General features: G+C 65.0%; 19 protein-coding genes and 1 pseudogene. 14 read left to right on the top strand and 6 right to left on the bottom strand.

Annotation, left to right across the window (positions count from 1 at the left end; genetic code table 11):
• The first annotated feature begins 129 nt into the window (after positions 1-129).
• From HDG39_RS05355 to HDG39_RS05320, 8 genes are all read left to right on the top strand, one after another.
• Positions 130-1173 (top strand): LacI family DNA-binding transcriptional regulator, encoded by a 1044-nt coding sequence (locus tag HDG39_RS05355; protein ID WP_184003846.1) that lies wholly within the window; start codon positions 130-132, stop codon positions 1171-1173.
• A gap of 86 nt (positions 1174-1259) precedes the next feature.
• Positions 1260-2189, top strand: coding sequence for a ribokinase (gene rbsK, locus HDG39_RS05350; RefSeq protein ID WP_184003844.1), 930 nt, complete (start codon positions 1260-1262; stop codon positions 2187-2189).
• A 358-nt stretch (positions 2190-2547) separates the two neighbouring features.
• Complete coding sequence (locus HDG39_RS05345) at positions 2548-4338, top strand: methyl-accepting chemotaxis protein (RefSeq protein WP_184003842.1); 1791 nt, start codon at positions 2548-2550, stop codon at positions 4336-4338.
• A 366-nt stretch (positions 4339-4704) separates the two neighbouring features.
• The gene (locus HDG39_RS05340; RefSeq protein ID WP_184003840.1) at positions 4705-5466 is read left to right on the top strand and encodes a 2-keto-4-pentenoate hydratase; all 762 of its coding nucleotides are present in this window, start codon (positions 4705-4707) and stop codon (positions 5464-5466) included.
• A 582-nt stretch (positions 5467-6048) separates the two neighbouring features.
• Positions 6049-7971, top strand: a complete 1923-nt coding sequence (locus HDG39_RS05335) for a PrkA family serine protein kinase (RefSeq protein WP_018417752.1) — start codon at positions 6049-6051, stop codon at positions 7969-7971.
• A 162-nt stretch (positions 7972-8133) separates the two neighbouring features.
• Positions 8134-9405: a YeaH/YhbH family protein gene (locus tag HDG39_RS05330; protein ID WP_184003838.1), complete on the top strand. Its 1272-nt coding sequence runs from the start codon at positions 8134-8136 to the stop codon at positions 9403-9405.
• A 231-nt stretch (positions 9406-9636) separates the two neighbouring features.
• Positions 9637-11160 (top strand): SpoVR family protein, encoded by a 1524-nt coding sequence (locus HDG39_RS05325; protein ID WP_409259153.1) that lies wholly within the window; start codon positions 9637-9639, stop codon positions 11158-11160.
• Between the two features lie 256 nt (positions 11161-11416).
• Entirely contained in the window at positions 11417-12724 is a 1308-nt protein-coding gene (locus HDG39_RS05320; protein WP_184003834.1) for an MFS family transporter, read from the top strand.
• Positions 12725-12862: 138 nt separating this feature from the next.
• On the opposite strand, the pseudogene HDG39_RS05315 reads toward HDG39_RS05320, so the two are convergent.
• The 5 genes and pseudogenes from HDG39_RS05315 to HDG39_RS05295 form a co-directional block, all read right to left on the bottom strand.
• Positions 12863-13081, bottom strand: a pseudogene (locus HDG39_RS05315) (hypothetical protein); the annotation flags it as partial.
• 140 nt (positions 13082-13221) lie between these two features.
• Positions 13222-14337, bottom strand: a complete 1116-nt coding sequence (locus tag HDG39_RS05310) for a glycosyltransferase family 2 protein (RefSeq protein WP_184003830.1) — start codon at positions 14335-14337, stop codon at positions 13222-13224.
• Between the two features lie 228 nt (positions 14338-14565).
• Positions 14566-14793 (bottom strand): hypothetical protein, encoded by a 228-nt coding sequence (locus tag HDG39_RS05305; protein WP_184003828.1) that lies wholly within the window; start codon positions 14791-14793, stop codon positions 14566-14568.
• A gap of 77 nt (positions 14794-14870) precedes the next feature.
• Entirely contained in the window at positions 14871-15800 is a 930-nt protein-coding gene (locus tag HDG39_RS05300) for a LysR family transcriptional regulator (RefSeq protein ID WP_184003826.1), read from the bottom strand.
• A 94-nt stretch (positions 15801-15894) separates the two neighbouring features.
• Positions 15895-17292 carry a DHA2 family efflux MFS transporter permease subunit gene (locus tag HDG39_RS05295; RefSeq protein WP_221305632.1) on the bottom strand — a complete coding sequence of 466 codons (1398 nt, stop codon included), beginning with the start codon at positions 17290-17292 and terminating at the stop codon, positions 15895-15897.
• 151 nt (positions 17293-17443) lie between these two features.
• Between HDG39_RS05295 and HDG39_RS05290 the strand changes: the two genes are divergently transcribed.
• Positions 17444-18304, top strand: coding sequence for a LysR family transcriptional regulator (locus HDG39_RS05290; RefSeq protein WP_184003824.1), 861 nt, complete (start codon positions 17444-17446; stop codon positions 18302-18304).
• 41 nt (positions 18305-18345) lie between these two features.
• Here HDG39_RS05290 and HDG39_RS05285 read toward each other — a convergent pair whose 3' ends face one another.
• Complete coding sequence (locus tag HDG39_RS05285) at positions 18346-18783, bottom strand: carboxymuconolactone decarboxylase family protein (protein ID WP_184003822.1); 438 nt, start codon at positions 18781-18783, stop codon at positions 18346-18348.
• Positions 18784-19025: 242 nt separating this feature from the next.
• Between HDG39_RS05285 and HDG39_RS05280 the strand changes: the two genes are divergently transcribed.
• The 5 genes from HDG39_RS05280 (at position 19026) to HDG39_RS05260 (ending at position 25175) form a co-directional block, all read left to right on the top strand.
• Positions 19026-20084, top strand: a complete 1059-nt coding sequence (locus tag HDG39_RS05280; protein ID WP_184003820.1) for an NAD(P)/FAD-dependent oxidoreductase — start codon at positions 19026-19028, stop codon at positions 20082-20084.
• Positions 20085-20583: 499 nt separating this feature from the next.
• Positions 20584-22557 (top strand): PAS domain-containing hybrid sensor histidine kinase/response regulator, encoded by a 1974-nt coding sequence (locus HDG39_RS05275; protein WP_184003818.1) that lies wholly within the window; start codon positions 20584-20586, stop codon positions 22555-22557.
• A gap of 120 nt (positions 22558-22677) precedes the next feature.
• On the top strand, positions 22678-23874 hold the full coding sequence (locus tag HDG39_RS05270) for an acyl-CoA dehydrogenase family protein (protein WP_184004194.1): 1197 nt from the start codon (positions 22678-22680) through the stop codon (positions 23872-23874).
• 33 nt (positions 23875-23907) lie between these two features.
• A complete protein-coding gene (locus HDG39_RS05265; RefSeq protein ID WP_184003816.1) occupies positions 23908-24513 on the top strand; it encodes an SAM-dependent methyltransferase in 606 nt (201 codons plus the stop codon).
• Entirely contained in the window at positions 24510-25175 is a 666-nt protein-coding gene (locus tag HDG39_RS05260) for a glycosyltransferase family 2 protein (RefSeq protein WP_018417768.1), read from the top strand. The genes HDG39_RS05265 and HDG39_RS05260 overlap by 4 nt, the downstream gene beginning before the upstream one ends.
• Positions 25176-25192: the final 17 nt, after the last annotated feature.

Here is a 25192-nt window from a genome sequence, read left to right as displayed (position 1 = left end):
GACCGCGATGAGACTGCATGGGACCGGAGTAAGCGCTAAAGCGCTAACTCCGTTCGACCGCGATGAGACTGCATGGGACCGGAGTAAGCGCTAAAGCGCTAACTCCGTTCGACAGGAGAGCAACAGGTTATGACGACGATCAAGGATGTAGCGGCGGTGGCGGGCGTGTCGTTCACGACGGTATCGCACGTCGTGAACAACTCGCGGCCGGTGTCGGCCGATGTGCGCGCGAAAGTCGAGCACGCGATCCGTCAACTGCACTATGTGCCGTCGGCAGTCGCGCGCTCGCTGAAGGCGCGCTCGACCGCGACGATCGGACTGGTGGTGCCGAACAGCACGAACCCGTATTTCGCGGAGCTCGCGCGCGGCATCGAGGACGGCTGCGCGCGCAATGGCTACTGCGTGTTCTTCTGCAACTCCGACGATGACCCCGCGAAGCAGCGCAACTATCTGCGCGTGCTGCAGGAAAAACGCATCGACGGGTTGATCGTCGCGTCGGCCGGCGACGACGCCGTGCTGGCACAGGCGCTCGCCGACGCGCGCGAGCCGCTCGTGGTGGTGGACCGCAACATCGAGGGAGTCACCGCGGACCTCGTGCAGATCGATCACGAGAAGGGCGCGTATCTGGCCACGCGTCATCTGCTCGAGCTCGGGCATGTGCGGATCGGTTGCATCACGGGGCCGGTGCAGACCGCGGTCAGCGCGATGCGGGTGCACGGCTTCATTCGCGCGATGGCCGAGCGTGGCATCGAGATTCCGGCCGATGCGATCGTCGAAAGCGATTTTTCGGGGACGGGCGGACATCGTGCGGCCGCGCAGCTGTTCGATACGGTCAGGCCGTCGGCGATTTTCGCGGGCAACGACATGATGGGTATCGGCGCGTTGCGCGCTGCGGCGGAGCGCAATATCAGCGTGCCGCGCGATTGCTCGATCATCGGTTTCGACGATATCGAGCTGGGCCGCTTCACGTTCCCGTCGCTGTCGACGGTCGGACAGTCGGTGCGCGCGCTTGGCGACACGGCCGCGCAGACGCTGATCGACCGGATCGCCGAGGCGTCATCGAACGGCACCGCGCGGGCGCCTGCGCGCCGCCGCGTGGTGTCGCCGCGGCTGATCGTGCGGGAGTCCACCGCGACATGGGCGGGCGCGGAACGGCGGGATCTGGCGGCCTGATGCGCCGGATGAAGGATGCATGAGGAGCGCTCGAAGGACGCGCGCGCAATAGCGACGCGACCCGTCGCGCAACGGAGGACACTCGAGTGGCAAGCAACCCAACGCGCGCACGCGTCACGGTGGTCGGTAGTCTGAACATGGACCTCGTGGTGCGTTCGCCACGCCTGCCTCAACCGGGCGAGACGCTGGCCGGCCGCGGCTTCGCGCAGGTCGCGGGCGGCAAGGGCGGCAACCAGGCGGTCGCTGCCGCGCGGCTCGGCGCGCAGGTGTCGATGCTCGGCTGCGTCGGTGCCGATGCGAATGGCGCGCAGTTGCGCGCGGGCCTCGAAGCGGAGCGCATCGACTGCGCCGCGCTCGAAACCGGCAGGGAGCCGAGCGGTGTTGCGCTGATCGTCGTCGACGATGCGAGCCAGAACACGATCGTGATCGTCGCGGGCAGCAACGGCGAGGTCACGCCGGCCACCGTCGCGCGACACGAAGCGACGCTCGCCGCCGCCGACGTCGTGATCTGTCAGCTCGAAACCCCGCCCGAAGCGGTGCGCGCGGCGCTGGCGGCGGCGCGGCGGCTCGGCAAGACCGTGATCCTGAATCCGGCGCCCGCCACCGGCCCGTTGCCGGCCGACTGGCTGCCGCTGATCGACTACCTGATTCCGAACGAACTCGAAGCCGCCGCGCTGAGCGGTCTCCCCGTCGATTCGCCCGAGGACGCCGCACGGGCCGCCGCCGCGTTGCGCGCGGCCGGCGCGCGCAACGTGCTGGTCACGCTTGGTGCGCGCGGCTTGCATGCATCGCTCGAAGGCGCGGGCGCGACGCTGTACGACGCGCCGCGCGTCGAGGCGGTCGACACGACCGCGGCCGGCGACACCTTCATCGGCGGCTTCGCGGCGCAGCTCGCGCAGGGCGCGAGCGTCGATGCGGCGATCCGCTTCGCGCAGCGCGCTGCCGCGCTATCGGTGACGCGCGCGGGCGCGCAGCCATCGATTCCGACGCGCTCCGAGGTCGACGCATTGGAGTGATGCCGCGGCGGCATTGGCACCTCGCACGTTGCCTGATCGAACTGTCCTGCCACCGCTTCGGGCGACTCCGAACGGCTCGCATCTCCACCCATTCCCGCCGCCAAAACGTCAAAGATCGTGCTTTGACGAATATCGCCGCGTTTCCCCTGCGGGCCGCGAACACACTCGTTTCCAGTCAACTTGCTTTCAACGTCCAACAACGTCTTTGTTCATACCTTTTAAATGCTTCAAGTCTATGAGTGCGCTGCCGTAAACGGAAATTAGAGCGCTCTTTCAAAAAAGCGCCGGACCCAACACACGCCGTTCCCACGCTGCGTAGGCAGCAGCCTCTCATTGAGTACAGCACACAGGACCAAGCATGTTGAATAAAGGCATCACGATCAAGGCGCGAATTGGCCTCACGATGGCGTTCCTCGCCGCGTTGCTGGTTGCGATCGGCGTTTTCGGTCTGTTCGGCATGAGCCGTTCGAACGACGCCTTTGAGGACACGTTCACCAACGCGATGCCGAGCGCGGTGAACATCGGCAACGCGGAAATCTACGCGGCGCGCGAACGACTCGCGCTCGACCGCGCCGCGTTCCTGGTCGGCACACCGGAAGCGGCCACCACCATCGAGCGCGGGCGCATGCTCGGGGGCTCGTCCGACATGTGGTGGAAAAAATATCTCGATCTGCCACGCAACGCGGACGAAGACCGGCTTGCGCAGGACGTCGCCGCGAAGCGCAACGCGCTGCATCAGCAACTCGAAACGTTCGCGGCGACGATCACGGCGAACGATCAGGGCAAGCTGGTCGAGGACGCGAAGAATCTGCAGGTCGTCTTCAACGACCTCGTCGGTGCCGACGACGTGCTGCGCAAATACCAGTTCGACTCGGCCAGGCAGGGCTACGACTCCGCGCAGAACAGTTTCCAGACGTTCCGCGTGGTCAGCATCGGCGCGCTGGTGATCGGCGTGCTGGCGGCGGCGCTGTCGTATCTGACGCTGAGCCGCTCGATCGCGCGTCCGCTCGACGAAGCGCTCGGCCACTTCGATGCGATCGCGGCCGGCGATCTGCGTCGTCCGGTGATCGCGACATCGCGCGACGAAATGGGGCAACTGCTCGAAGGAATCGCCAGAATGCAGCGCAGCCTCACCGAAACGGTGCGCAGCGTGCGCGGCGGTAGCGAGTCGATCGCGACCGCGACGCGCCAGATCGCGGCGGGCAACATCGACCTGTCGTCGCGGACCGAGGAGCAGGCGTCAGCGCTGCAGGAAACCGCCTCGAGCATGGAGCAGTTGACCGGCACCGTGCGGCAGAATGCCGACAACGCGCGCCAGGCGAGCGCGCTCGCGGCCAACGCGTCCGAGATTGCTAACAAGGGTAGCGCGGTGGTCGGCCAGGTGGTCGGCACGATGGGCGACATCAACCAGAGCTCGGCGAAGATCGCCGACATCATCTCGATCATCGAAGGCATTGCCTTCCAGACCAACATCCTCGCGTTGAACGCAGCCGTCGAGGCGGCGCGCGCCGGCGAGGAGGGGCGTGGCTTCGCGGTCGTCGCGGGCGAAGTGCGCAGCCTCGCGCAGCGTTCGTCGGCGGCGGCCAAGGAGATCAAGGAGCTGATCGATACGTCGGTCGAGCGCGTGCAGTCGGGCTCGGCGCTCGTCGACGAGGCCGGCCGCACGATGAGCGAAATCATCGGCGCGGTGCAGCGCGTGACCGACATCATGGGCGAGATCGCGGCGGCGTCGGAGGAGCAGAGCGGCGGCATCGACCAGGTCGCGCGCGCGGTCACGCAGATGGACGAGGTCACGCAGCAGAATGCGGCGCTCGTCGAGGAAGCGGCCGCCGCCGCGTCGTCGCTCGAGGAGCAGGCGGCGCGGCTGCGCAGCGCGGTCGCGGTGTTCCAGGTCGACGACAGCGGCCGTGGCGGTCACGAAGCGGCGTCGGCGCTTGCGGCGCCGAAGCGCCCGGTGTCCACGAGGCCGGTCGCGACACGCGCACGCAAGCTCACGCCGGTTACCGCGCAGGCGGCGTTGCCGGCGAAGGCATCGATCCCGGCCGCGGCCGCTGTCGCGCCGCAGTTAGCGGCCGCGTCCACGCCCACGCGCGCGCCCGCCAGGTCCGCGGCGACGGCCGGCAGCGATCAGGATTGGGAGACCTTCTGAGCTGGCTCGGATCAGATGTACACGGGCGGCGGCGCCGTCGTGCGTCAGGTCAGTCGAGACGCGCCGTTCGGCGCAACAGCCGTTCCCGTTTCCGTTCGCTAGCTGTCCGGTATCCGCGTCGCACCCGCGACGATCGCTTCGCGAAAAACCGCGCCTGGACCCCCATGCGCGGTTTTTTTTCAGCTCCCGCAAGAATTAACGTTTGCGCGCCGCCGCCTTTCACCGGCGCGTGCCGCGATCCGGTACATTGACGGGCACGGCCCCGATCCGTTTGCGCGGCGCGCGGCTGCCCGCACCTCAACAGGTGGTTCCCACATATTGCTACGTCCTGCGAACCCTGCCATGCGCCAGCCACAAAGAACCGACATGACGCGATACGATCTTGCGCAACGCCTCGTCGAGGCACGCCGGCAGCGCCGGCCGATCGACGCGCCCGCACCCGACAGCCTGCCGCCCGACGCGGCGACCGCCTACGCGATCCAGCAGGCGGTGATCGTGGGCCTCGGCGAGTCGACCGGCGCGTGGAAGATCGGCGCGAAGTCGCCGGGCGGCGCCGCGTCGGGCGCACCGATTCCGGCCTCGCTAGTGATGCCGTCGCCAGCGACGCTCGCGCATGACGGATTCTTTCGCGTGCTGGTGGAGCTCGAGATCGCGTTCCGCTTCGACGTGACGATCGAGCCGCGCGCTCAGGCGTATGCGCGCGACGAAGTACTGTCGAAGGTCGGCGCCGTGCTGCCGGCCATCGAGATCGTCGACAGCCGCTTCGCCGAATGGCCGAACGTCGCGCCGCTCGCGCAGTTGGCCGACGCGCAGAACAACGGCGCGCTGATCACCGGCCATCCGGCCGTCTATGCGAGCCTCGCGCGCGGCTTCGACTTCGTGTCGCCGGAACTGGAGCTGAGTTTCAACGGCCGCTCGCTGATACCGGAAGTGACCGGCAATCCGGCAGGCGATCCGCGCGAACTGCTCGTGTGGTTCGTCAACCATTGCGCGGCGATGGGCATCACGATCGAGCGCAACTGGACCTTGACCACCGGGTCATACGTCGGCGCGCACAAGATCGACGAGCCAGGCATCGTGCGTGGTCAAATCGACGGATTGGGTGAAGTGGAAATTGAACTGACCTGATCGATGCTGCGGCGCTTGTAACCGCAAATTACAACGCTTGATTCCAAACGGCTGCCCGCGCGCAGCCGTTTTTATTTTGGCGAATTTGAAACGGTGGCAGTCTTTGATCGTTAACCTGTTCGAATGCATTTGTTGCAACTTTGCCGCTTCCACACCTATGAGACCGCCGCGAGCTCGTCACGTGCATGCTTTTTGTGACCAAGTGTGCGTGCGCAGACAGCCGCATTTTGGTGGAGGGTCGACGGTGCGGGTACGGGATGTGCAATAGCAACGCGGTGACATGACGCGATGCAGCGGTCCGGCGAAGTCGTGCAGGAGCACTGAATAGCGATGCGGTGCTGAAGAAAGTAGCGATACAGCGGAGCGGCAGATGATGTGACTGGTTGCCGCGTGAGTAAAAAAATTGTAGATGGTCGAATCTCTGTTTCCAAGTGAGGATTGTAGCAGTGGCGGTTACGGCGCGATTTTCGCAACGTAGTCCGTGAAAAAAAATTTAAAAGGGTTTAGGATGAATTCGAGCGATGTCGTTTCCGAATAGCGCGCCGCGCACGACATCGCTCCAGACTTTGGCGAGGAGGTAGCATGGATATCTACAGCAGTTTCGCGACCCGCTTCGAGAAAACACGGGAGGACGAACTCTCGCTCGAGGAGTATCTCGCGCTCTGCAAAGACAATCCCGCCGCGTACGCCACCGCCGGCGAACGCATGTTGACGGCAATCGGAGAACCGGAACAGATCGACACGCGCAACGATCCGCGTTTATCGCGAATCTTCGCGAACAAGGTCATCAAGGTATACCCCGCATTCCGTGAGTTCTACGGAATGGAAGAGGTGATCGAGCAGGTGGTCGCCTACTTCCGGCATTCGGCCCAGGGGCTCGAAGAAAAGAAGCAGATCCTGTATCTGTTAGGACCGGTCGGCGGCGGCAAGTCGTCGATCGCGGAACGTCTGAAGCAATTGATGGAACGCGTGCCCTTCTATGCGATCAAGGGCTCGCCCGTCAATGAATCGCCCCTCGGTCTGTTCGACTACGAGGAAGACGGTCCGATCCTCGAAGAGCAATATGGCATTCCTCGTCGCTACCTGCGAGGCATTCTGAGTCCGTGGGCGGTCAAGCGCCTGCACGAGTACAACGGCGACATCCGCAAGTTCCGCGTGGTGCGCCGCTATCCGTCGATCCTTCGCCAGATCGCTATCTCGAAGACCGAACCGGGCGACGAGAACAATCAGGACATTTCGTCGCTGGTCGGCAAGGTCGACATCCGCAAGCTCGAACAGTACGCGCAGGACGATGCCGACGCGTACAGCTATTCGGGCGGCCTGTGCCTCGCCAATCAGGGCCTGCTCGAGTTCGTCGAAATGTTCAAGGCGCCGATCAAGGTGTTGCACCCGCTGCTCACCGCGACCCAGGAAGGCAACTTCAAGGGCACGGAAGGCTTCGGCGCGATTCCGTTCGACGGCATCATCCTCGCTCACTCGAACGAATCGGAATGGAAGGCATTCCGCAACAACCGTAACAACGAGGCACTGCTCGACCGGATCTTCGTCGTCAAGGTGCCGTACTGCCTGCGCTATAGCGAAGAGGTCAAGATTTACGAGAAGCTGCTGCGCAACTCGTCGCTGGCCAACGCGGTCTGCGCGCCGGGCACGCTGAAGATGATGGGGCAGTTGTCCGTGCTCACGCGTTTGCACGAGCCGGAGAATTCGAGCCTGTTCTCGAAGATGCAGGTCTACGACGGCGAGAATCTGAAGGACACGGACCCGAAGGCGAAGTCGTATCAGGAGTATCGCGACTTCGGGGGCGTCGACGAAGGCATGACCGGCGTGTCGACCCGCTTCGCGTTCAAGATTCTGTCGCGCGTGTTCAACTTCGACTCGACCGAGGTCGCGGCCAATCCGGTGCATCTGATGTACGTGCTCGAACAGCAGATCGAACGCGAGCAGTTCCCGCCGGAAACCGAGCAGAAGTATCTGTCCTTCATCAAGGACGTGCTCGCGTCGCGCTATGCGGAGTTCATCGGCAAGGAGATTCAGACCGCGTATCTGGAGTCGTACTCCGAGTACGGTCAGAACATCTTCGACCGCTATGTCACGTATGCGGACTTCTGGATCCAGGATCAGGAGTTCCGCGACCACGACACCGGCGAGAGCTTCGACCGTGCCGCGTTGAACGCCGAGCTGGAAAAGATCGAGAAGCCCGCGGGCATCAGCAATCCGAAAGACTTCCGCAACGAGATCGTGAATTTCGTGCTGCGTGCGCGGGCTGCGAATGCGGGCAAGAACCCCGCGTGGATCAGCTACGAGAAGCTGCGCGTCGTGATCGAAAAGAAGATGTTCTCGAACACGGAAGAACTGTTGCCGGTAATCTCGTTCAACGCGAAAGGCTCGGCCGAAGAGCAGCGCAAGCATGAAGACTTCGTCAATCGCATGGTGGCGAAGGGCTATACGCCGAAGCAGGTGCGCTTGCTGTGCGACTGGTATCTGCGCGTGCGCAAGTCGTCATGATACGCGCATGATACACATGGTGTGCCGCCCGTACGGTTCGACCGTACGGGCAACCGGCGAGGCGCAAGCCGCATAGCATTGCACTGCGCGGCGGGCGTCTCGCGCACCCGAAATATTAGTGCGGCCGCAGGGAATCGCGGTTGCATGGATGGGAGACCGGGCGTGCTTCATCAAATCATCGACCGCAGATTGGCAGGCAAGAACAAGAGTATTGCGAACCGCGAGCGCTTTTTGCGCCGCGTCAAAAACTATATTCGTCGTGCCGTTTCGGAGGCGGTGCGCGATCGGAGCATCAAGGACATCCAGAACACCCAGAGCATCACCATTCCGCGCAAGGACATCGCGGAGCCGTCGTTCCGTCATGGACCGGGCGGCCGGCGCGAGATGGTGCATCCCGGCAACTCGGACTACATCCGCGGCGACAAGATCCAGCGCCCGCAAGGCGGCGGTGGTGGCGGCGGAGGCAGTCAGGCCAGCAACGAGGGCGAGGGTCAGGACGACTTCGTGTTCGAGCTGAGCCGCGAAGAGTTCATGCAGTATTTCTTCGACGACCTCGAACTGCCGCGTCTCGTCAAAACCCATCTGATGGCCGTGCCGACGTGGAAAAGCGTCCGCGCGGGCTGGGCCGCGGAGGGCACGCCGAATAACATCGACGTCGTGCGTTCGCTGCGCAGCGCGCTCGGCCGGCGCATCGCGCTCGGCGCGCCGCTCGTCAACCAGCTGCACGAAATGGAGCGGCAGCTGGAAGAATTGAAGGCCGATCCCGCCGATCGCCGCGAAGAGATCAAGCTGCTCGAAGACGACATCCACCATCTGAAAGGACGCATCTGGCGGATTCCGTTCATCGATCCGTTCGATCTGCGCTACGTGAATCGCGTGAAGCAGCCCACGCCGTCGAGCCAGGCGGTGATGTTCTGCTTGATGGACGTGTCCGGTTCGATGGACGAGCAGCGCAAGGATCTTGCGAAGCGCTTCTTCATCCTGCTGTACCTGTTCCTGAAGCGTAACTACGAGCGCATCGAAGTGGTGTTCATTCGCCACCACACGCGCGCCGAGGAAGTCGACGAAGACACGTTCTTCCACTCGACCGAAAGCGGCGGCACCGTGGTGTCGAGCGCGCTCGAACTGATGCGCAAGGTGATGGACGAACGCTACTCGCCAACTGAATGGAACATTTACGGGGCGCAGGCTTCCGACGGCGACAACTGGACCGACGACTCGCCGAAGTGCCGCAAAATACTCTCGGATGACATCCTGGAGAAGGTGCGGTATTTTGCGTATATTCAGGTGACGCCCGAAGAGCAGAATCTGTGGCTCGAATACGCGCAACTGGCGCTATCGCAACCGCACATGGCGATGAAGAAGGTCGAAACCGCGGCCGATATTTATCCGGTGTTTCGCGAGCTGTTCGAGAAGCAGGCGGCGACTTCTTGATGGGTTACTGGTGGCGCACGAAGCGCCTGAACGACGAAGCGCGCGGCGATTCGTACGACAAGGGGTGACCGTCGTATGACCGCGCCGCAGCGCAACAAAGGCGTGCCGCAGCGACAGTCGGGGCATGCCGAGGCAGGAGTGGCCAGCACGGAGCCGCTCGCGCCGGAGCAGTCCGCGATCTGCAGCACGGGACGCACCGGAACGCCCATCGAAGGGCAAAGGGAAGTCCGTATGAACGTAGCCGATAGACGGCCTCTGCCGTGCCCGTCCGACTGGACCTTCGAATTGATCGAAGAGTACGACTCGCATATTGCCCGTGTTGCGGAGCAATACGAGCTCGACGTGTATCCGATCCAGCTCGAACTCATCAGCGCCGAACAGATGATGGATGCCTATGCGTCCGTCGGCATGCCGGTGAACTACCGTCACTGGTCGTTCGGCAAACATTTCCTTTCCACCGAAAAAAGCTATCGTCGCGGGCAGATGGGGCTCGCGTACGAGATCGTCATCAATTCGAACCCCTGCATCGCGTATCTGATGGAAGAGAACACGATGACGATGCAGGCGCTCGTCATCGCGCATGCGGCCTACGGTCACAACTCGTTCTTCAAGGGCAACTATCTGTTCCGCTTGTGGACGGACGCGCACGCGATCATCGACTACCTCGTCTACGCAAAGAACTACATCGCGGAATGCGAGGAGCGCTATGGGCTCGATCGCGTCGAGGAATTGCTCGACTCGTGCCACGCGCTGATGAATTACGGCGTGGACCGCTACAAGCGGCCGCAGAAGCTGTCGCTCCAGAAAGAGTTCGCCGCGCGTCGCGAACGTGAGGCGTATCTGCAGTCGCAGGTCAACGAGTTGTGGCGCACGTTGCCCACGCGCCATACGCCGCTGCCCGAAGAGGTCGAGGGGCGCTATCCGCCCGAACCGCAGGAAAACCTGCTGTATTTCGCGGAGAAAAACGCGCCGCTGCTCGAAGCGTGGGAGCGCGAGGTGATCCGGATCGTGCGCAAGATCGGACAGTACTTCTATCCGCAGCGGCAGACGCAGGTGATGAACGAAGGCTGGGCGACGTTCTGGCACTACACGCTGCTCAATACGATGTACAACCAGGGCAACCTCGAAGACGGCTTCATGATGGAGTTTCTCCATTCACACAGCAACGTCGTCTATCAGCCGCCTGTCACGAAGCCGTATTACAGCGGCATCAATCCGTATGCGCTGGGCTTTTCGATGATGAGCGATATCCGGCGCATCTGCGAAGCGCCGACCGACGAAGACCGCAAGTGGTTTCCGGATCTGGCCGGCAGTCCGTGGCTGCCCGCGATGCACTACGCGATGCGCAACTTCAAGGACGAGAGCTTCATCGCGCAGTATCTGTCGCCGCATCTGATCCGCGAAATGCGCCTGTTCTCGGTGCTCGACGACGACATGCGCGACGCGCTCGAAGTGTCGGCGATTCACGACGATAGCGGCTACCAGTACGTGCGGCAGGCGTTGTCGCGGCAGTACGACATGCATCACCGCGAGCCGAACATTCAGGTGTGGGCCGTCAATACACGCGGCGATCGCAGCCTGACGTTGCGGCATTTCATGAGCGACAACCGGCACCTGTCGTCGGATAGCGAGGAGGTGCTCAAGCACATGGCGCGCTTGTGGCAGTTCGACGTGTACCTCGAGAGCGTCGACGAAAACGGTACCGTCAGAAAACGCTACGACTGCCGGTATATGCCGCCGTCCGTGAGAATATGAGCGCCGCCTGACTCCCGCCTGAGCGGTCCGTGTCGCCCGTCAAGCCCCTGCCAGTCCCCAACTGGCAGGGGCTTCGTTCTGTTGGTACGCAAATCCGGCCGACCCAGGGCTTTCATCAGGCCACGCTGACAAAAAACCTTCCTGTGCTTTCATTTATGTAAAATTCGCGCACCCGCGACGGCCGCTCAGGCTGGGCGCGCGACATCAAGGCGGCGCCACGACCGTCCTCCTCGTTTAAATAAGGAAAGACACCAGCATGAACGACCAAACAGAACAATACGTCGTGGCCTCGGCGCACGACACGCGGCGCCGCATTTTTGCAATCGTCGGCGCTTCATCGGGCAATCTCGTCGAGTGGTTCGACTTCTATGTGTATTCGTTCACGGCGCTTTACTTCGCGCCGTCGTTCTTCCCGAGCGGCAACACGACCACGCAGTTGCTGAACACGGCCGGCGTGTTCGCCGCGGGCTTTCTGATGCGGCCGATTGGCGGCTGGTTCTTCGGGCGGCTCGCCGACAAACGTGGTCGCCGCACCGCGATGATGGTGTCGGTATTCATGATGTGCGGCGGCTCGCTCGTGATCGCGATGCTGCCCACGTACGCGCAGATCGGCGCGCTCGCGCCTGCGCTGCTGCTGATCGCGCGGCTGTTCCAGGGCCTGTCGGTGGGCGGCGAATACGGCACCAGCGCGACCTATATGAGCGAAGTCGCGTTGAAGGGCCGGCGCGGCTTCTTCGCGTCGTTCCAGTATGTCACGCTGATCGGCGGCCAACTGTGCGCGCTGCTCGTGCTCGTGACCCTGCAACAGACGCTGACGACCGAAGAGCTGAAGGCGTGGGGCTGGCGTGTGCCGTTCGTGATTGGCGCTATCGCCGCGTTGATCGCGCTCTATCTGCGTAAATCCCTTGATGAAACCACCACCGCGGCGACGCGCCAGCGCAAGGAAGCGGGCACGCTGCGCGGGCTGTGGGAGCACAAGACCGCGTTCATGACAGTGCTCGGCTTCACGGCCGGCGGATCGCTGATCTTCTATACGTTCACCACCTACATGCAAAAGTACCTGGTCAACACGGCCGGCATGCACGCGAAGACCGCGAGCTCGGTGATGACCGCCGCGTTGTTCGTCTACATGTTGATGCAGCCGGCGTTCGGCGCGTTGTCGGACCGCATCGGGCGGCGCCGCTCGATGCTGTGTTTCGGCCTGTTCGCGACCCTCGGCACGGTGCCGCTGCTGCATGCGCTGAAAGACGTGACGAGCCCGTACGCGGCCTTCGCGTTGGTCGTCGTCGCGCTCGCGATCGTCAGCTTCTATACGTCCATCAGCGGCCTGATCAAGGCGGAAATGTTTCCTCCGCAAGTGCGTGCGCTTGGCGTAGGGCTGTCGTATGCGGTCGCCAATGCGATCTTCGGCGGCTCGGCGGAATATGTCGCGCTGTGGCTGAAGTCCGCCGGTGTCGAGACGATGTTCTTCTGGTACGTGACGGCGCTGTGTGCACTCGCGGGTATCGTGTCGCTGCGCATGCGCGATCCGTCGTCGGAAGGGTATCTGCGGCACGAGCCGTGAACCGCTAGTCGGGCACGGCGAAACGTCGTGCCGCGATGGCAGCGTTCAAGCGGCGGTCCAGGGCAACCGGGCCGCTGTTTGTCATGGCATCGACGTTTGCGCGTCAATCCGCAAGCGAGCAGCAGCGCGCTTCGCTGAACTGACGACGATCCGTGTCCGCCACGCACACAGCAGGTCGCGCAAGCTCTCGGCCTGTTCCATCCTCGCGCAGCTGCGCAGATGAATCCGCACCGCGCGGCCCGCGATGCCGTCGATCGGTTGCGCGAACCATAACTCGACCGCGAGGCTTAGTCCTTCGGGTTGGTCATCGACGACCGGTTCGATCACGCGCGGCTTGAAACACGCATTGTCTGACATGGCGAAACACCTCTGCTGCGAAGACGGGTCGTACCCATCGTAATCAGCGGCGCGGGCGGGACCAAGCAACGAATACGCGTTTGCCTAGCAGGGAATGCTTGGCAGAAAATCGCCTTGCACGCGCTCGCACCGGTCGCAGTTCATACCGGCTTCGACCCGTTGTCGACGAACTCATCGACCCTCGCGGCCTCATTCACCGTGGCCGCGCCAACGGCCGCGACCGTCGCCATCGACGGCGTCGCCGCTACGCCGCCGACAGCATCGGCCGCCGCGCGCGGCATCGGCAGACGGCCACGCCAGGCCGCGCGCGCCAGCATCAGCAGATGGTAGTAGAGCCGCGCGCTAAAGCCGTAGTTGTAGGCGAACAGATGCGCGCGCGCGATCCGCCAGCCCGCGCGCGCCTCGCCGTTTCTCGCGTGAATCGACACCACGATCGGTACTAGCCGCCGCAGCGCCTGCCGCCGCGACGGTTCGAGCGGCGCCGGCAGACGCAGCGACTTCACGAACGCATAGGCGCTCGACGTTGCGGCCATGCTCGTGCCGCGCGTGCCGTGCGAGACCGACGTCGCGGTCTTCCGATACACCGACACGTAGTCGTGCAGATAAAACACCTCGCGCGCGGCCAGGCATAGCTCGGTGCCGAACACGTAGTCGCAGCAGACGTCATACCGCGCGTCGTAGCCGACCCGCTTGACGAGCCGCGCGTCGGCCATCCAGCCATTGTTCGGAAACATCTGGATCAGGCCCGTGCGGCCCGCGAGCGGCTGGAGACCCTCGCTGGCCTGAGTGCGCCGGAACGCCTCGTTCAGGCGCGCGCTCGCGGCGAGATCGATCGCACCGTCGTGATCCGCTTCGTATTGCGCACCGAATGCCGCATCGAGCCGCGGATAGCGCTCCCATAACGACACAAGTTTGTCGACGGCGTCGCTCGTCAGCAGATCGTCGTCGTGGATCAGCAGGATCTTGTCGCCGCGCGCCCGCTCGAACAGGCTCGACACATTGCGCGCCTGGCCAAGCGGCGGCTCGTGCTTCTCGTAGCGCACGCGCGGCTCGTCGCGGTAACGCTGCAAGACCAGTTGCCGCGAGCGCGCGTCCGTCGAATCGTCGCCAATCACGATTTCGACATGCGGATAGGTTTGCGCGAGGCACGAGTCGATGCATTCGATCAGCAGGTCGGGACGATTGCAGGTGGGCACGCAGATGGACACTTGGGCGACGGCCGCACGGGCGAGGGGAGAACTTGACGCGTTGGACATGATGACGCCTTTTATCGATCGGAAGCGGCATAAACCGGCGGAAAGCGGCAGCCGGGTCGCAGGGCGCACACCTTGCTGCAAGCAGCAAAAATAGTCCAAGGCGTCAAAAAAATATTCGGTAAAAATGAGGAAGAAATGTTTGCTTACAGAAAGGTTCTGGAAGGGAAAAGTGATGCGGCCCGGGTCCACGACGCAGCCAGGGCCGCTCTGATATAGGGTTCTATTTTTTCAACCGACTGACGGTTCGCCCTCGCCGGGCTTTTTGCCGGGACGGTCCGCCGGAGACTGCTTGTGACCTTCGTCGTGGCGCTCGGGCATCTTGCTCTTCGCGTTGTCGCTATGCACGGCGCGGTGCGGATGCGCAAAATCCTCGGTCTGGGCGCTGGCCTCGCTTTTCGATTCGTTCTCGGCCGCGCTTTTTGCTTCGCCTTGGGATTTTTCCGTCGTCTTGCTCATCGCTGCTCTCCTGGAGGGAAGACAAGCCTCCGGCAGCAAGACGCGGACCCGGGCGGGAGCAAACAGAAGTTCCGCGCTCAGGCAGCCGCGTGGCGCGGCCTGCCGCCCGTCAGCGACATGATGAAGTCGAGAAACACGCGCACCTTGGCCGGCGGATGGTGCCGCGACGGATACAGCGCGTACAGCGGGTACACCTCGTCGCCCCAATCCGGAAAGAGCTCGATCAGCTTGCCGCTCGCGAGCAGCGACTCCGCGCCGAGCGCGAGAATCTGCGCGATGCCCTGGCCCGCGATGCATACGCTATGCAGCGTGCCGACGTCGTTGACGGTCAGCCGTCCCTGCGGCGTCAGCGCGAGCTGCTTGCGGCCGCGATGGAATTCCCAGCTGAACGGATAACCTGTGAGCGGATCGCGAAACTTGATGCAGATATGCCGGCCGTCTTCGAGCTCGCCCGGATTCGCCGGCTTGCCATGCTTCTTCAGATACGACGGCGCCGCGACGGTCAGGATGCGCGTATCGAGCAGCTTGCGGGCGACGAGCGTCGACACCGGCGGGTCGCCGAAGCGGATCGCGACATCGAAGCCGTCCCCGACCATGTCGCCCAACTGGTCGCGCGTGACGAGTTCGAGTTGCAGGTCCGGATGTTTGTCGATGAAACCGCCGAGGCGCGGCCCGAGCACGAGCCGCGAAAAGAATGGGTCCATATTGACGCGCAGACGCCCGCGCACCGCGGTCGCGCCCTGCGCGGCGGAGGCGGCCGCTTCCTCGAGTCCGCCGAGCAACGGCACGATCTGCTCGTAGAATCGCCGGCCTTCGTCGGTCAGCGTGACCGAGCGCGTGGTGCGGTCGAACAGACGAATGCCGAGGCGTGCTTCGAGCCGGGCGACCGAACGGCTTACGCCCGATTGCGACATGTCGAGCGCTTCACCGGCGGCCGCGAAACTGCCGCAATCGACGATCGCAGTCAGGACGCCCATGCCGTTCAGCACGCGCTCATCGAATGGCATCGGGGCTCCCTGCCTGGTAGCCATGGATGCTCGACATGCTAACGCGAAGACCATTCGAATGCATGCGCCGGCACACGATGAAACGCGTCGCGTCTCAACGCCCCACGCTCGGCGCAGCCTGGCCGCGAATCACGCGCGTGCCCGACGGGTCGTCGAGGTGGCGGAAGATCCACGCGGACACGAGCGTGATCGCGCCGACGCACACGAATGCGAGCCGGAAGCCGAGCGCCGCCGACCATTGCGCCGCGAACAGATTGACGAGCCCTCCGCCGATCGACACGCCAAGCCCGATCGCGAGCATCTGCACCATCGAGAACAGGCTATTGCCCATGCCAGCGTCTTCGTGCGACAGGTCCTTCAGCGTGACACTGTTCATCGCCGCGAACTGCATCGAGTTGGCCGCGCCGAACACCGCGAGGATCGCGATTTCGATCACGAGCGGTGTGCCGAGCGAAATCAGCGAGAACGCGACGATCGCCGCGCCGACGATGACCGTGTTGACGAGCAGGAACGTGTCGTAGCCGTAGCGGCGCACGAGCGGCGCGATCCAGCGTTTCGCGAGCGTGCCGGCGAGTGCCGCGGGCAGCATCATCAGACCCGAGTGCAGCGGCGAGTAGCCGAGCTGCAATTGCAGCAGCAGCGGCACGAGGAACGGCACCGCGCTCGAACCGACCCGGCATACGAGGTTGCCGATCAGGCCGACGCTGAAGTTCGGCTCGCCGAACAGCGACAGCTTGAACAGCGGATCGCGGCGGTTTCTGGCGTACGGAATATAGGCGAGCGCGCTGGCGACGGCCAACGCGAACAGCCCCGCCGACCACGCCGCGCGATGCGAAGGGACCGGCGCGTCGATCGCGAGCGAAAACGCGATCATGCACAACGACAGCAGGGCGCAGCCGATCACATCGAACGGCGGCGCCTGAGTCTCGTCATGCGACGGCAGAAAGCGGTGCACCGCGTACAGACCGAGCGCGCCGATCGGCACGTTGATCAGAAAGATCCAGTGCCACGTGATCGCCTGCACGAACCAGCCGCCGAGCGTTGGCCCGGCGATCGGGCCGAGCTGCCCCGCGATCGATATGAACGCGAGCGCCGACACGTATTGCTCGCCCGACACGCTGCGCAGCACCGCGAGGCGTCCGATCGGCAGCAGCATCGAGCCGCCGAGGCCTTGCAGCACGCGCGCCATCACGAGCTGGCCGAGCGTGTGCGCGCTCGAGCAGCAGATCGAGCCGAGCACGAACACGAGAATGGCGGCGAAATAGACGCGGCGGGTGCCGAAGCGGTCGGCAAGCCAGCCGGAGGCGGGCGTCAGCATCGCCATCGTCAGCGTGTAGGCGACGACGACCGGTTGCATCGCGAGCGGCGCGACGCGCAGGCTGTTCGCGATCGACGGCAGCGCGGTGTTGACGATCGTCGTGTCGAGCGACTGCATGAAGAAGCCGGCGGCGACGATCCATAGTAGGGCGGTTTGAGAGGAATCCTTGGTCATGTTTTCGACAGCGGGCGCGGCGGCGGCAAAGCGCCGCCAGAGCGGGGCCAGGCGGAATTCCGTCATCTTATTGACATTCTCGTCGATCGGGAACCCCGCTAAGCTCGCTGACTGTTATCGACAATGCCGATAAGCAGCGCCACAATCGCGCATGCTCAATCCAATCTGGCTCAAGACCTTCTCGACCGTCGCGGCTTGCCATAGCTTCAGCGAAGCGGGGCGGCGGCTCGACCTGACGCAGTCGAGCGTCAGCGAACATATCCGGCGCCTCGAACAGAGCGTGGGCCGGCGCCTGTTCGTGCGCGACACCCATTCGCTCGCGATGACACCCGACGGCGAAGCGATGCTCGCGCATGCGAGCATGATCCTGCAGGCGCTGTCGCGCGCGGAATCGCAGTTTCGCGCGCCGCGTCTGAAGGGGCGCGTGCGGCTCGGCTCGTCGGACGACATCGCGCTCGGCCCGCTCCCCACCGTGCTCGCGGCGTTTCGCAACGCGCATCCCGACGTCGAACTGGAAATCACGATCGGCATGACGGGCAGGCTCTACGAGTTGCTCGACGCGGGCGCGATCGATCTGCTGGTCGGCAAGCGCCGGCTCGGTGACCGGCGCGGCGTGCCGCTCTTCACCGGGCGCCTCGAATGGCTCGCGCGGACGGGCACGCTGGTCGATCTGAGTCAGCCGCTGCCGCTGATTCTGGTCGCCGAGCCGAGCGTGACGCGCGCGGTCGTGCTCGATGCGCTCGCCGAAGCCGGCGCGAGCTGGCAGATTGTCTGCACGAGCAGCAGTCATTCCGGCTGTATCGCGGCCGCGCGCGGCGGACTCGGCATCACCGTGCGGCCGCAGTATCTGGCCGCGCGCGGCCTCGCGCCGCCGTTGAATGCGACCGGACTGCCGACCCTGCCGTCGGTGGAATTCATCGCGCTGGCGGCGAAGCGCTTGAGTCGCCCGGCGGGCACGCTGTTGCAGTTGCTGCATGACAGCGACCTGCGGGGGTCGTGGATCGGGGAGTGAGGCGGGCAGTGCGTCGCCTCATGCTGCCGTCATGCCGCCGCTCAGGCCGGCATCTTCCGGAACGAGATCGCGAAGCGGTTCCATGCATTGATCGCCGAGACGAGCAGCGTCAGGTCGACCAGTTCCTCGTTGCTGAAATGCGGCCGCACCGCCTGCCATACCGCGTCGGGCACATGATCGTGCGACACCAGCGTGAGCGCTTCGGTCCACTTGAGCGCCGCGCGTTCGCGGTCCGTGAAGAACGGCGTTTCGCGCCACACGACGACGGTCGCGAGACGCCGCTCGGTTTCGCCGCCCTTGCGCGCGTCCGCCGTATGCATATCGACGCAATACGCGCAGCCGTTGATCTGCGACGCGCGCAGCCGCACCAGTTCGGTCAGCGATTTTTCGAGCGACGATTTGCCGATGCGCTCTTCGACGCCGAGCAGCGATTTGATCGCGGCGGGATTGGCTTTGTAGAAGTCGAGACGTTGTTCCATGATGGGCTCCTTGGCGGGTTGGACGATGCGATGCATCGGACAGGTGTTAGCTTAGTCCGTCGTTTGGATCATAAGAATGGCCGATTCCAGGTATTTTCAGGTAGCCACTTTCCGGCGTTGAGCGTGCCCGCCCAGCACCCTTACCGTCGACGATGGCATCGTTGCCGCGTGCGGGCCGATTCGGTATGGTGGGTCATCGACGCTTCCATTGCGCCTTTCACCGTGATCCGGAGACCTGCCCCATGACCGTTGCCACCGATCCGTCCGCTGTGCCCACCTCGCCGATCCGCACCGATGTCCTGATCGTCGGCGCCGGTCCCGTGGCTCTGTTCGCGGCGTTCGAGGCCGGCGTGATCGGCCTCACCTGTCAGATCGTCGACATACTCGGACGGGTCGGCGGCCAATGCATCGAGCTGTATCCCGACAAGCCGATCTACGATATCCCCGCGATTCCGTCGTGCACCGCGCGCGAACTGGTCGAGCGACTGGTCGCGCAGTGCAAGCCGTTCGATGTGCCGATTCATCTGGAACAGCGCGTCGACACGGTCGAGCAGCGCGACGACGGACGCTGGACCGTGCGCACGCAGCGCGGCCTCGTGTTCGACGTCGCGGCGATCCTGCTCGCCGCCGGCAACGGCGCGTTCGTCCCGCAAAAGCTCACGCTCCCCGAGGCCGCGCCGCTGGAACAGCGCTACGTGCACTACAGCGTGCCGCGCCTCGCCGATTTCGCCGACAAAAACGTGGTCGTCGCGGGCGGCGGCGATTCGGCGCTCGACTGGGCGCTGGCACTACGCAAGGTCGCGCGGCGCGTGACCCTCGTGCATCGGCGCGCCGGCTTCAGCGCGGCCGATTCGAGCGTCGAGCTGATGCGGCGCGCGGTCGACGCTGGCGAGATGGACTTCGTCGTCGGCGGGATCGCGGCGCTCGATGTGGAAGACGGCGCGCTGCGTTCGCTGACGCTGCGGCAGGTCAACGGCGAGACACAGCTCGAAGCCGAGCATCTGATCGCGCTGTATGGACTCGTCGCCGATCTCGGACCGATCGCGCAATGGGGACTGACGATTCATGGCGGGCGCGTCGACGTTGATACCTCGAACTACGAAAGCTCGCGGCCGGGCATCTTCGCCGTCGGCGACATCGCGAACTATCCGAACAAGCAGAAGCTGATCCTGTCGGGCTTTCACGAGGCGTCGCTCGCGCTGCGCAAGGCGTACGCGTACGCGTATCCCGACAAAAAACGCGTGCATGTCCATTCGAGCTACGACGCGAAGCTCGCGGAAAAGATCGGCGCGGCGGCTTGACGGGCGCGCCCGCGCGGCAGCAGTTTCGATTGGCGACGCGTGCCGATTCTCAGCGATGTCGAGCCGGGCCGGCCGTTGGCATCACGCGACGGTCGGCCCGCTGTTATCTACTCTTGTTCCTCGCGGCAGGCAGTATGGTCCAGCGGGTCGACTCGCAGCGGCCGCGGCGCTCGCGCCCTTGTCTTTCTTGCTGGCCTCATGGTGGTCAATCGCGCAGGCCGCCGCGTCGTGAATACCTTTTTCAATTGACACTCCTGTTTTTGCCAACGAAGGCCAAAACGGAAAGCCGAAACCGCGGCGCGGCGACGTTTTCCGTCATGCCCCGCTGGCTATCGCGAGGCTCGCCGTTATAAGCTTTGCGCCTTGTCAGCCGGCGCGCGGGCGCCCTTCGCGACGCATCACGGCCCCTCCGTGGACCGCGCAACCGCTTGCGCGAGGGCTTCGCCGCCGGCCAGGCGCGAGGGTTGCTTAAAACGAAAGTTCCAATGACGTGTCCGCCATGACCCAGCTCGATGCTTCTTCTTCCCACGACCACGCCGAGCGCGCTCGAGTGCAGGCCGAGGTCGCGCCGTCGGCGCCCGTCGGCGTTGATTATTTGTCGCTCGTGCAGGCGATTTCGGATTACGCGATCTTTCTGCTCGATGCGAAAGGTAACATCGTCAGCTGGAATGCCGGCGCCCAGAAGCTGAAGGGTTATGCGCAGAGCGAGATCGTCGGTCAGCATTTCTCGCGCTTCTATACCGAGGAAGCCGTCGCGCGCGGCTGGCCGACCTACGAGCTGGAACAGGCGGCGCTGACCGGCCGTTTCGAAGATGAAGGCTGGCGCGTGCGCAAGGACGGCACGACGTTCTGGGCGAATGTCGTGATCACCGCGATACGCAGCGAGAAGGGCGAGGTCACGGGCTTCGCGAAGATCACGCGCGACCTGACCGCGCAGCGCGAATACCTCGAAGCGCTGCGCCAGAGCGAGGAGCGCTTCCGACTGCTCGTCGATAGCGTGAAGGACTACGCGATCTTCATGCTCGATCCGCAAGGCTTCGTCGTCAGCTGGAATTCGGGCGCCGCGCGCATCAAGGGCTATACGCACGACGAAATCGTCGGCAGGCACTTCTCGCAGTTCTATGTGCCCGAGGAGGCCGCGGCCGGCAAGCCCGCGCGCGAGCTCGCGATCGCGCGCCAGATCGGCGCCGTCGAAGACGAAGGCTGGCGCATGCGCAAGGACGGTTCGACGTTCTGGGCCAACGTGATCATCACGGCCGTCTATGACGAATCGCGACGCTTGCGCGGCTTCGCCAAGGTCACGCGCGATTTGACCGAGCGGCGCCGGCGCGAGGAACTGGAGCGCTCCGGGGAGCGCATGCGCGAATTTCTCGCGACGCTCGCGCACGAACTGCGCAATCCGCTCGCGCCGGTGCGCAACGCGGTCGGCACGATGCAGATGGAAACCGATCTGAGCCCGGTGGTCGCGCGGGCGCGCGATCTGATCGATCGCCAGGTCACCCACCTGACGCGACTCGTCGACGATCTGCTCGATATCGGCCGCATCATGTCCGACAAGGTCGAACTGCGTATTGCGCGCGTCGATCTCGCCGAGCTCGTCGCGCGCGCGATCGAAGCGGCGCGGCCGTTCACCGACTCGCGCGAGCAGCGCGTGGTCGCGCATGTACCCGACGCTCCCGTGATGATTCGCGGCGACATGACGAGGCTCGTGCAGGTCCTGCAAAACCTGCTGCACAACGCGTCGAAGTTTTCGCCGAACGGCAGCGCGATCGAGATGCAGGGACGTGTCGACTTTCGCATGGCGGTGCTCGAAGTGCGCGACCCCGGCTGCGGCATTCCGGTGCGCTCGCTCGACAAGATCTTCGAACTGTTCGCGCAGGAGAAGGAAGGGCAAAGTTTCGGCGAGGGCGGCCTTGGGATCGGCCTGACGCTGTGCAAGTCGCTCGTCGAAATGCATGGCGGCAGCATCGTCGCGAGCAGCGAAGGACTGGGACTCGGCAGCACGTTCACGCTGAGTCTGCCGCTCGCCTCCGCGCAGTCCGACACCGCGGAGAGCGGCACGATCGATGCCGCGCCCCACGTGCAGCCGCTGCGCATTCTCCTCGTCGACGACAATCGCGATTCGGCCGACAGCCTAGCGATGCTGCTCGAACTGAAGGGCCACGAGGTGCGTATAGCCTACGAGGGCGAGCAGGCCCTGCAGATCGCGCCGCGCTTCTCGCCGCATCTCGCGCTGATCGACCTCGCGATGCCGAAGATGGATGGCTATGCGACGCTTGCGGCGATGCGCGCGCGGCCCGAGATGTTGCGCACGATGTACGCGGCGATGACGGGTTTCGGCCATGCGAGCGATCTCGATCGAACTCGCAACGCGGGTTTCCATGCGCACCTCGTGAAGCCGGTCGAGATGGCGGTCCTTGACGCGTTGCTCGGGAAGGCGGATGGACGTCTGAGCGGAAGCGGCGGGACGTAGCCGCTTTTTCGCTGCGCGGCTGCCCCGCCAGCCGGGGCACGGTGTTTGCTGCGACTCTGCATACGTTCCGGTCCGCCGCCGCTCGGCTGGCCGTGGATCGAACCGGTGCAGGGAGGCACGATGCTCGACACGCGCGACCATGCGGCCAGCTTCAAGGCCCAGTCACGGCAGGTCTCAAATCAACACGGTGGCCGCGCACTACGCGCGAGCGCCCGCGCGCCGCAGCCCGGCAAGCCAGCTATCTCGCTCGACGATTTTCTGCGCGACGCGCGTTTCGATGCGAACGATCCCGCTGCCCTCGGAGCGCTGCTCGCTGACCTGATCGAGCGCGGCTACGATCGCGCGCCGACCTTGCCATTGCCGGGGCATGGCGAGACGCCGGTGCGCTGGCGCGCGCTGGCCGCCGTTGCCGCATGCGACCTCGGTCTCGTCAAACTGTTCGAAGGCCATACCGATGCGCTCGCGATTCTCGCCGAGCTCGATGGTCCGCTGCCGCCCGCGGCAAGCCGCTGGGGCGTGTGGGCCGCAGAGGCGCCGCACGCGCGGGTGCGCGCCATCGATGAAGGAATCCAGAACGTTGCCGGCGAGGGCGCGCAGGTGCACCTGTCCGGCACCAAAGCCTGGTGCTCCGGCGCGCGGGCGCTCACCCATGCGCTCGTGACCGCATGGCGCGACGACGAGCCCGTGCTCGCGGCGCTCGCGCTGGACCAGACCTCGATCTCGATCGATACATCGAAGTGGCAGGCCGTCGGCATGCAGGCGACCGCGAGCGCGGATGTCACGTTCAAAGACACCGTGGCGACGCTCGTCGGCGCGCCGCATGCGTATCTGCGCCGCGCGGGCTTCTGGCATGGCGGCGCCGGTATCGCCGCGTGCTGGTACGGCGCGGCCGCGCAAATCGCGCGCACGCTGCGCGACGCGTGCGCCCGGCACGCGGACGCGCATCGGCTGGCTCATCTCGGTGCGACCGATGTCGCCTTGCAGTCGGCCGCCGCGCTGCTGCGCGAAACCGCCGCGTGGATCGACGCGCAGCCGTCGGCCGATGCAGCGACGCGCGTGTTGCGCGCGCGTCTGGTCGTCGAGCAGGCCGCGAGCGCCGTGATCGAGCACGCGACGCGCGCGCTCGGCGCGGGCCCGTTGTGCCGCGACGCGCGCTTCGCGCGGGCGCTCGCCGACCTGCCGGTGTTTCTGCGGCAGAGCCACGCGGAACGCGACCTCGCAGCGCTCGGCGAACGGCTCGTCGAGGCCGCTGACACGACTGCCGCGCCGGCATCGCATCGGGCGTCTTCGCAAACACTCGCGCCGTGGACGCTATGACTTTTTTCCCCCAGCCTTGGGAGGATCGCTGAGATGAGCTCGACGGTGCCGTACTTCGATGAACTCTACCGACGCAGCGACGATCCGTGGCGTTTGCGCGAAGGCTGGTACGAACGCCGCAAGCGTTCGCTGACGCTCGCGCTGCTGCCGCGGCCGCGCTATCGCAACGCGTTCGAACCGGGCTGCGCGAACGGCGAGTTGACGGCCGGGCTCGCGACGCGCTGCGACGCGCTGCTCGCCGCCGATCTGCACGCGCGCGCCGTCGAGCTTGCGTGTGAACGCGTGGCGGGCGCATCGAACGTGCGGATCGAGCAGCGCAGGGTGCCGCGCGACTGGCCGACGGAGCACGGGCCGTTCGATCTGATCGTGATCAGCGAGTTCGCGTATTACCTCGACGCGGCCGAGCTCGAAACGCTGGCCGCGCGCATCGCCGGGTCGCTGACGGCGGACGGCACGCTGCTCGCCTGTCATTGGCGCCGGCCGTTCGCCGAAGCGCGCGAATCCGCCGACCATGCGCACGCGCTATTCGATGCGCGCTGCGGTCTCGCGCGTCTCGCGCATCATGACGAAGCCGACTTGCTGATCGACGTGTGGTCGCGCGACGCACGTTCGGTCGCGCAGCGCGAGGGGCTTCTATGATCGGCGTGATCGTTCCGGCGCATAACGAAGAGGCGTTGCTCGCACGGTGCCTGGCGGCCTTGCTCGAAGCGTCGCGACATGAAGCGCTCGCCGGCGAGGAGGTGCGGATCGTCGTCGCGCTCGACGCGTGCAGCGATTTCAGCGGGGCGATCGCGCGCGCTTACGGCGTGCAGACGCTGACGCTGAAGGCGCGCAACGTCGGGATCGCGCGGGCGCTCGGCGCGTCGCTGCTGCTCGCGCACGGCGCGCGCTGGCTGGCGTTTACCGATGCGGACAGCCGCGTGTCGCCCGGTTGGCTGGCCGCGCAACTGGCGCTCGGCGCCGACGCGGTGTGCGGCTCGATCGCCGTCGACGACTGGAGCGCGCATCCGCACAGCGTGCGCGAATATTTTCGCAAGACGTATGTCGACGCCGACGGACATCGTCATGTGCACGGCGCGAATCTCGGCGTTTCCGCGGACGCCTATCGGCGCGCGGGCGGCTTTCCGCCGCTCAAGTGCAGCGAGGACGCCGCGCTCGTCGATCGCCTGATCGCGACCGGCGCGCGCATCGCGTGGAGCGCCGCGCCGCGCGTGACCACGAGCGCGCGCACCGTGGCCCGCGTGCGCGGCGGTTTCGGCGATACGCTCATCTCATGGGCAACGGACGGCGCGCTGGCCTGAGCGACGGCGATGCGTCG

It is taken from the genome of Paraburkholderia lebeckiae (assembly GCF_014201005.1).
GTDB lineage: Bacteria > Pseudomonadota > Gammaproteobacteria > Burkholderiales > Burkholderiaceae > Paraburkholderia > Paraburkholderia tuberum.
Note: the sequence above shows the minus strand (reverse complement) of the source record. Positions and strands in the feature narration are given on the sequence as shown.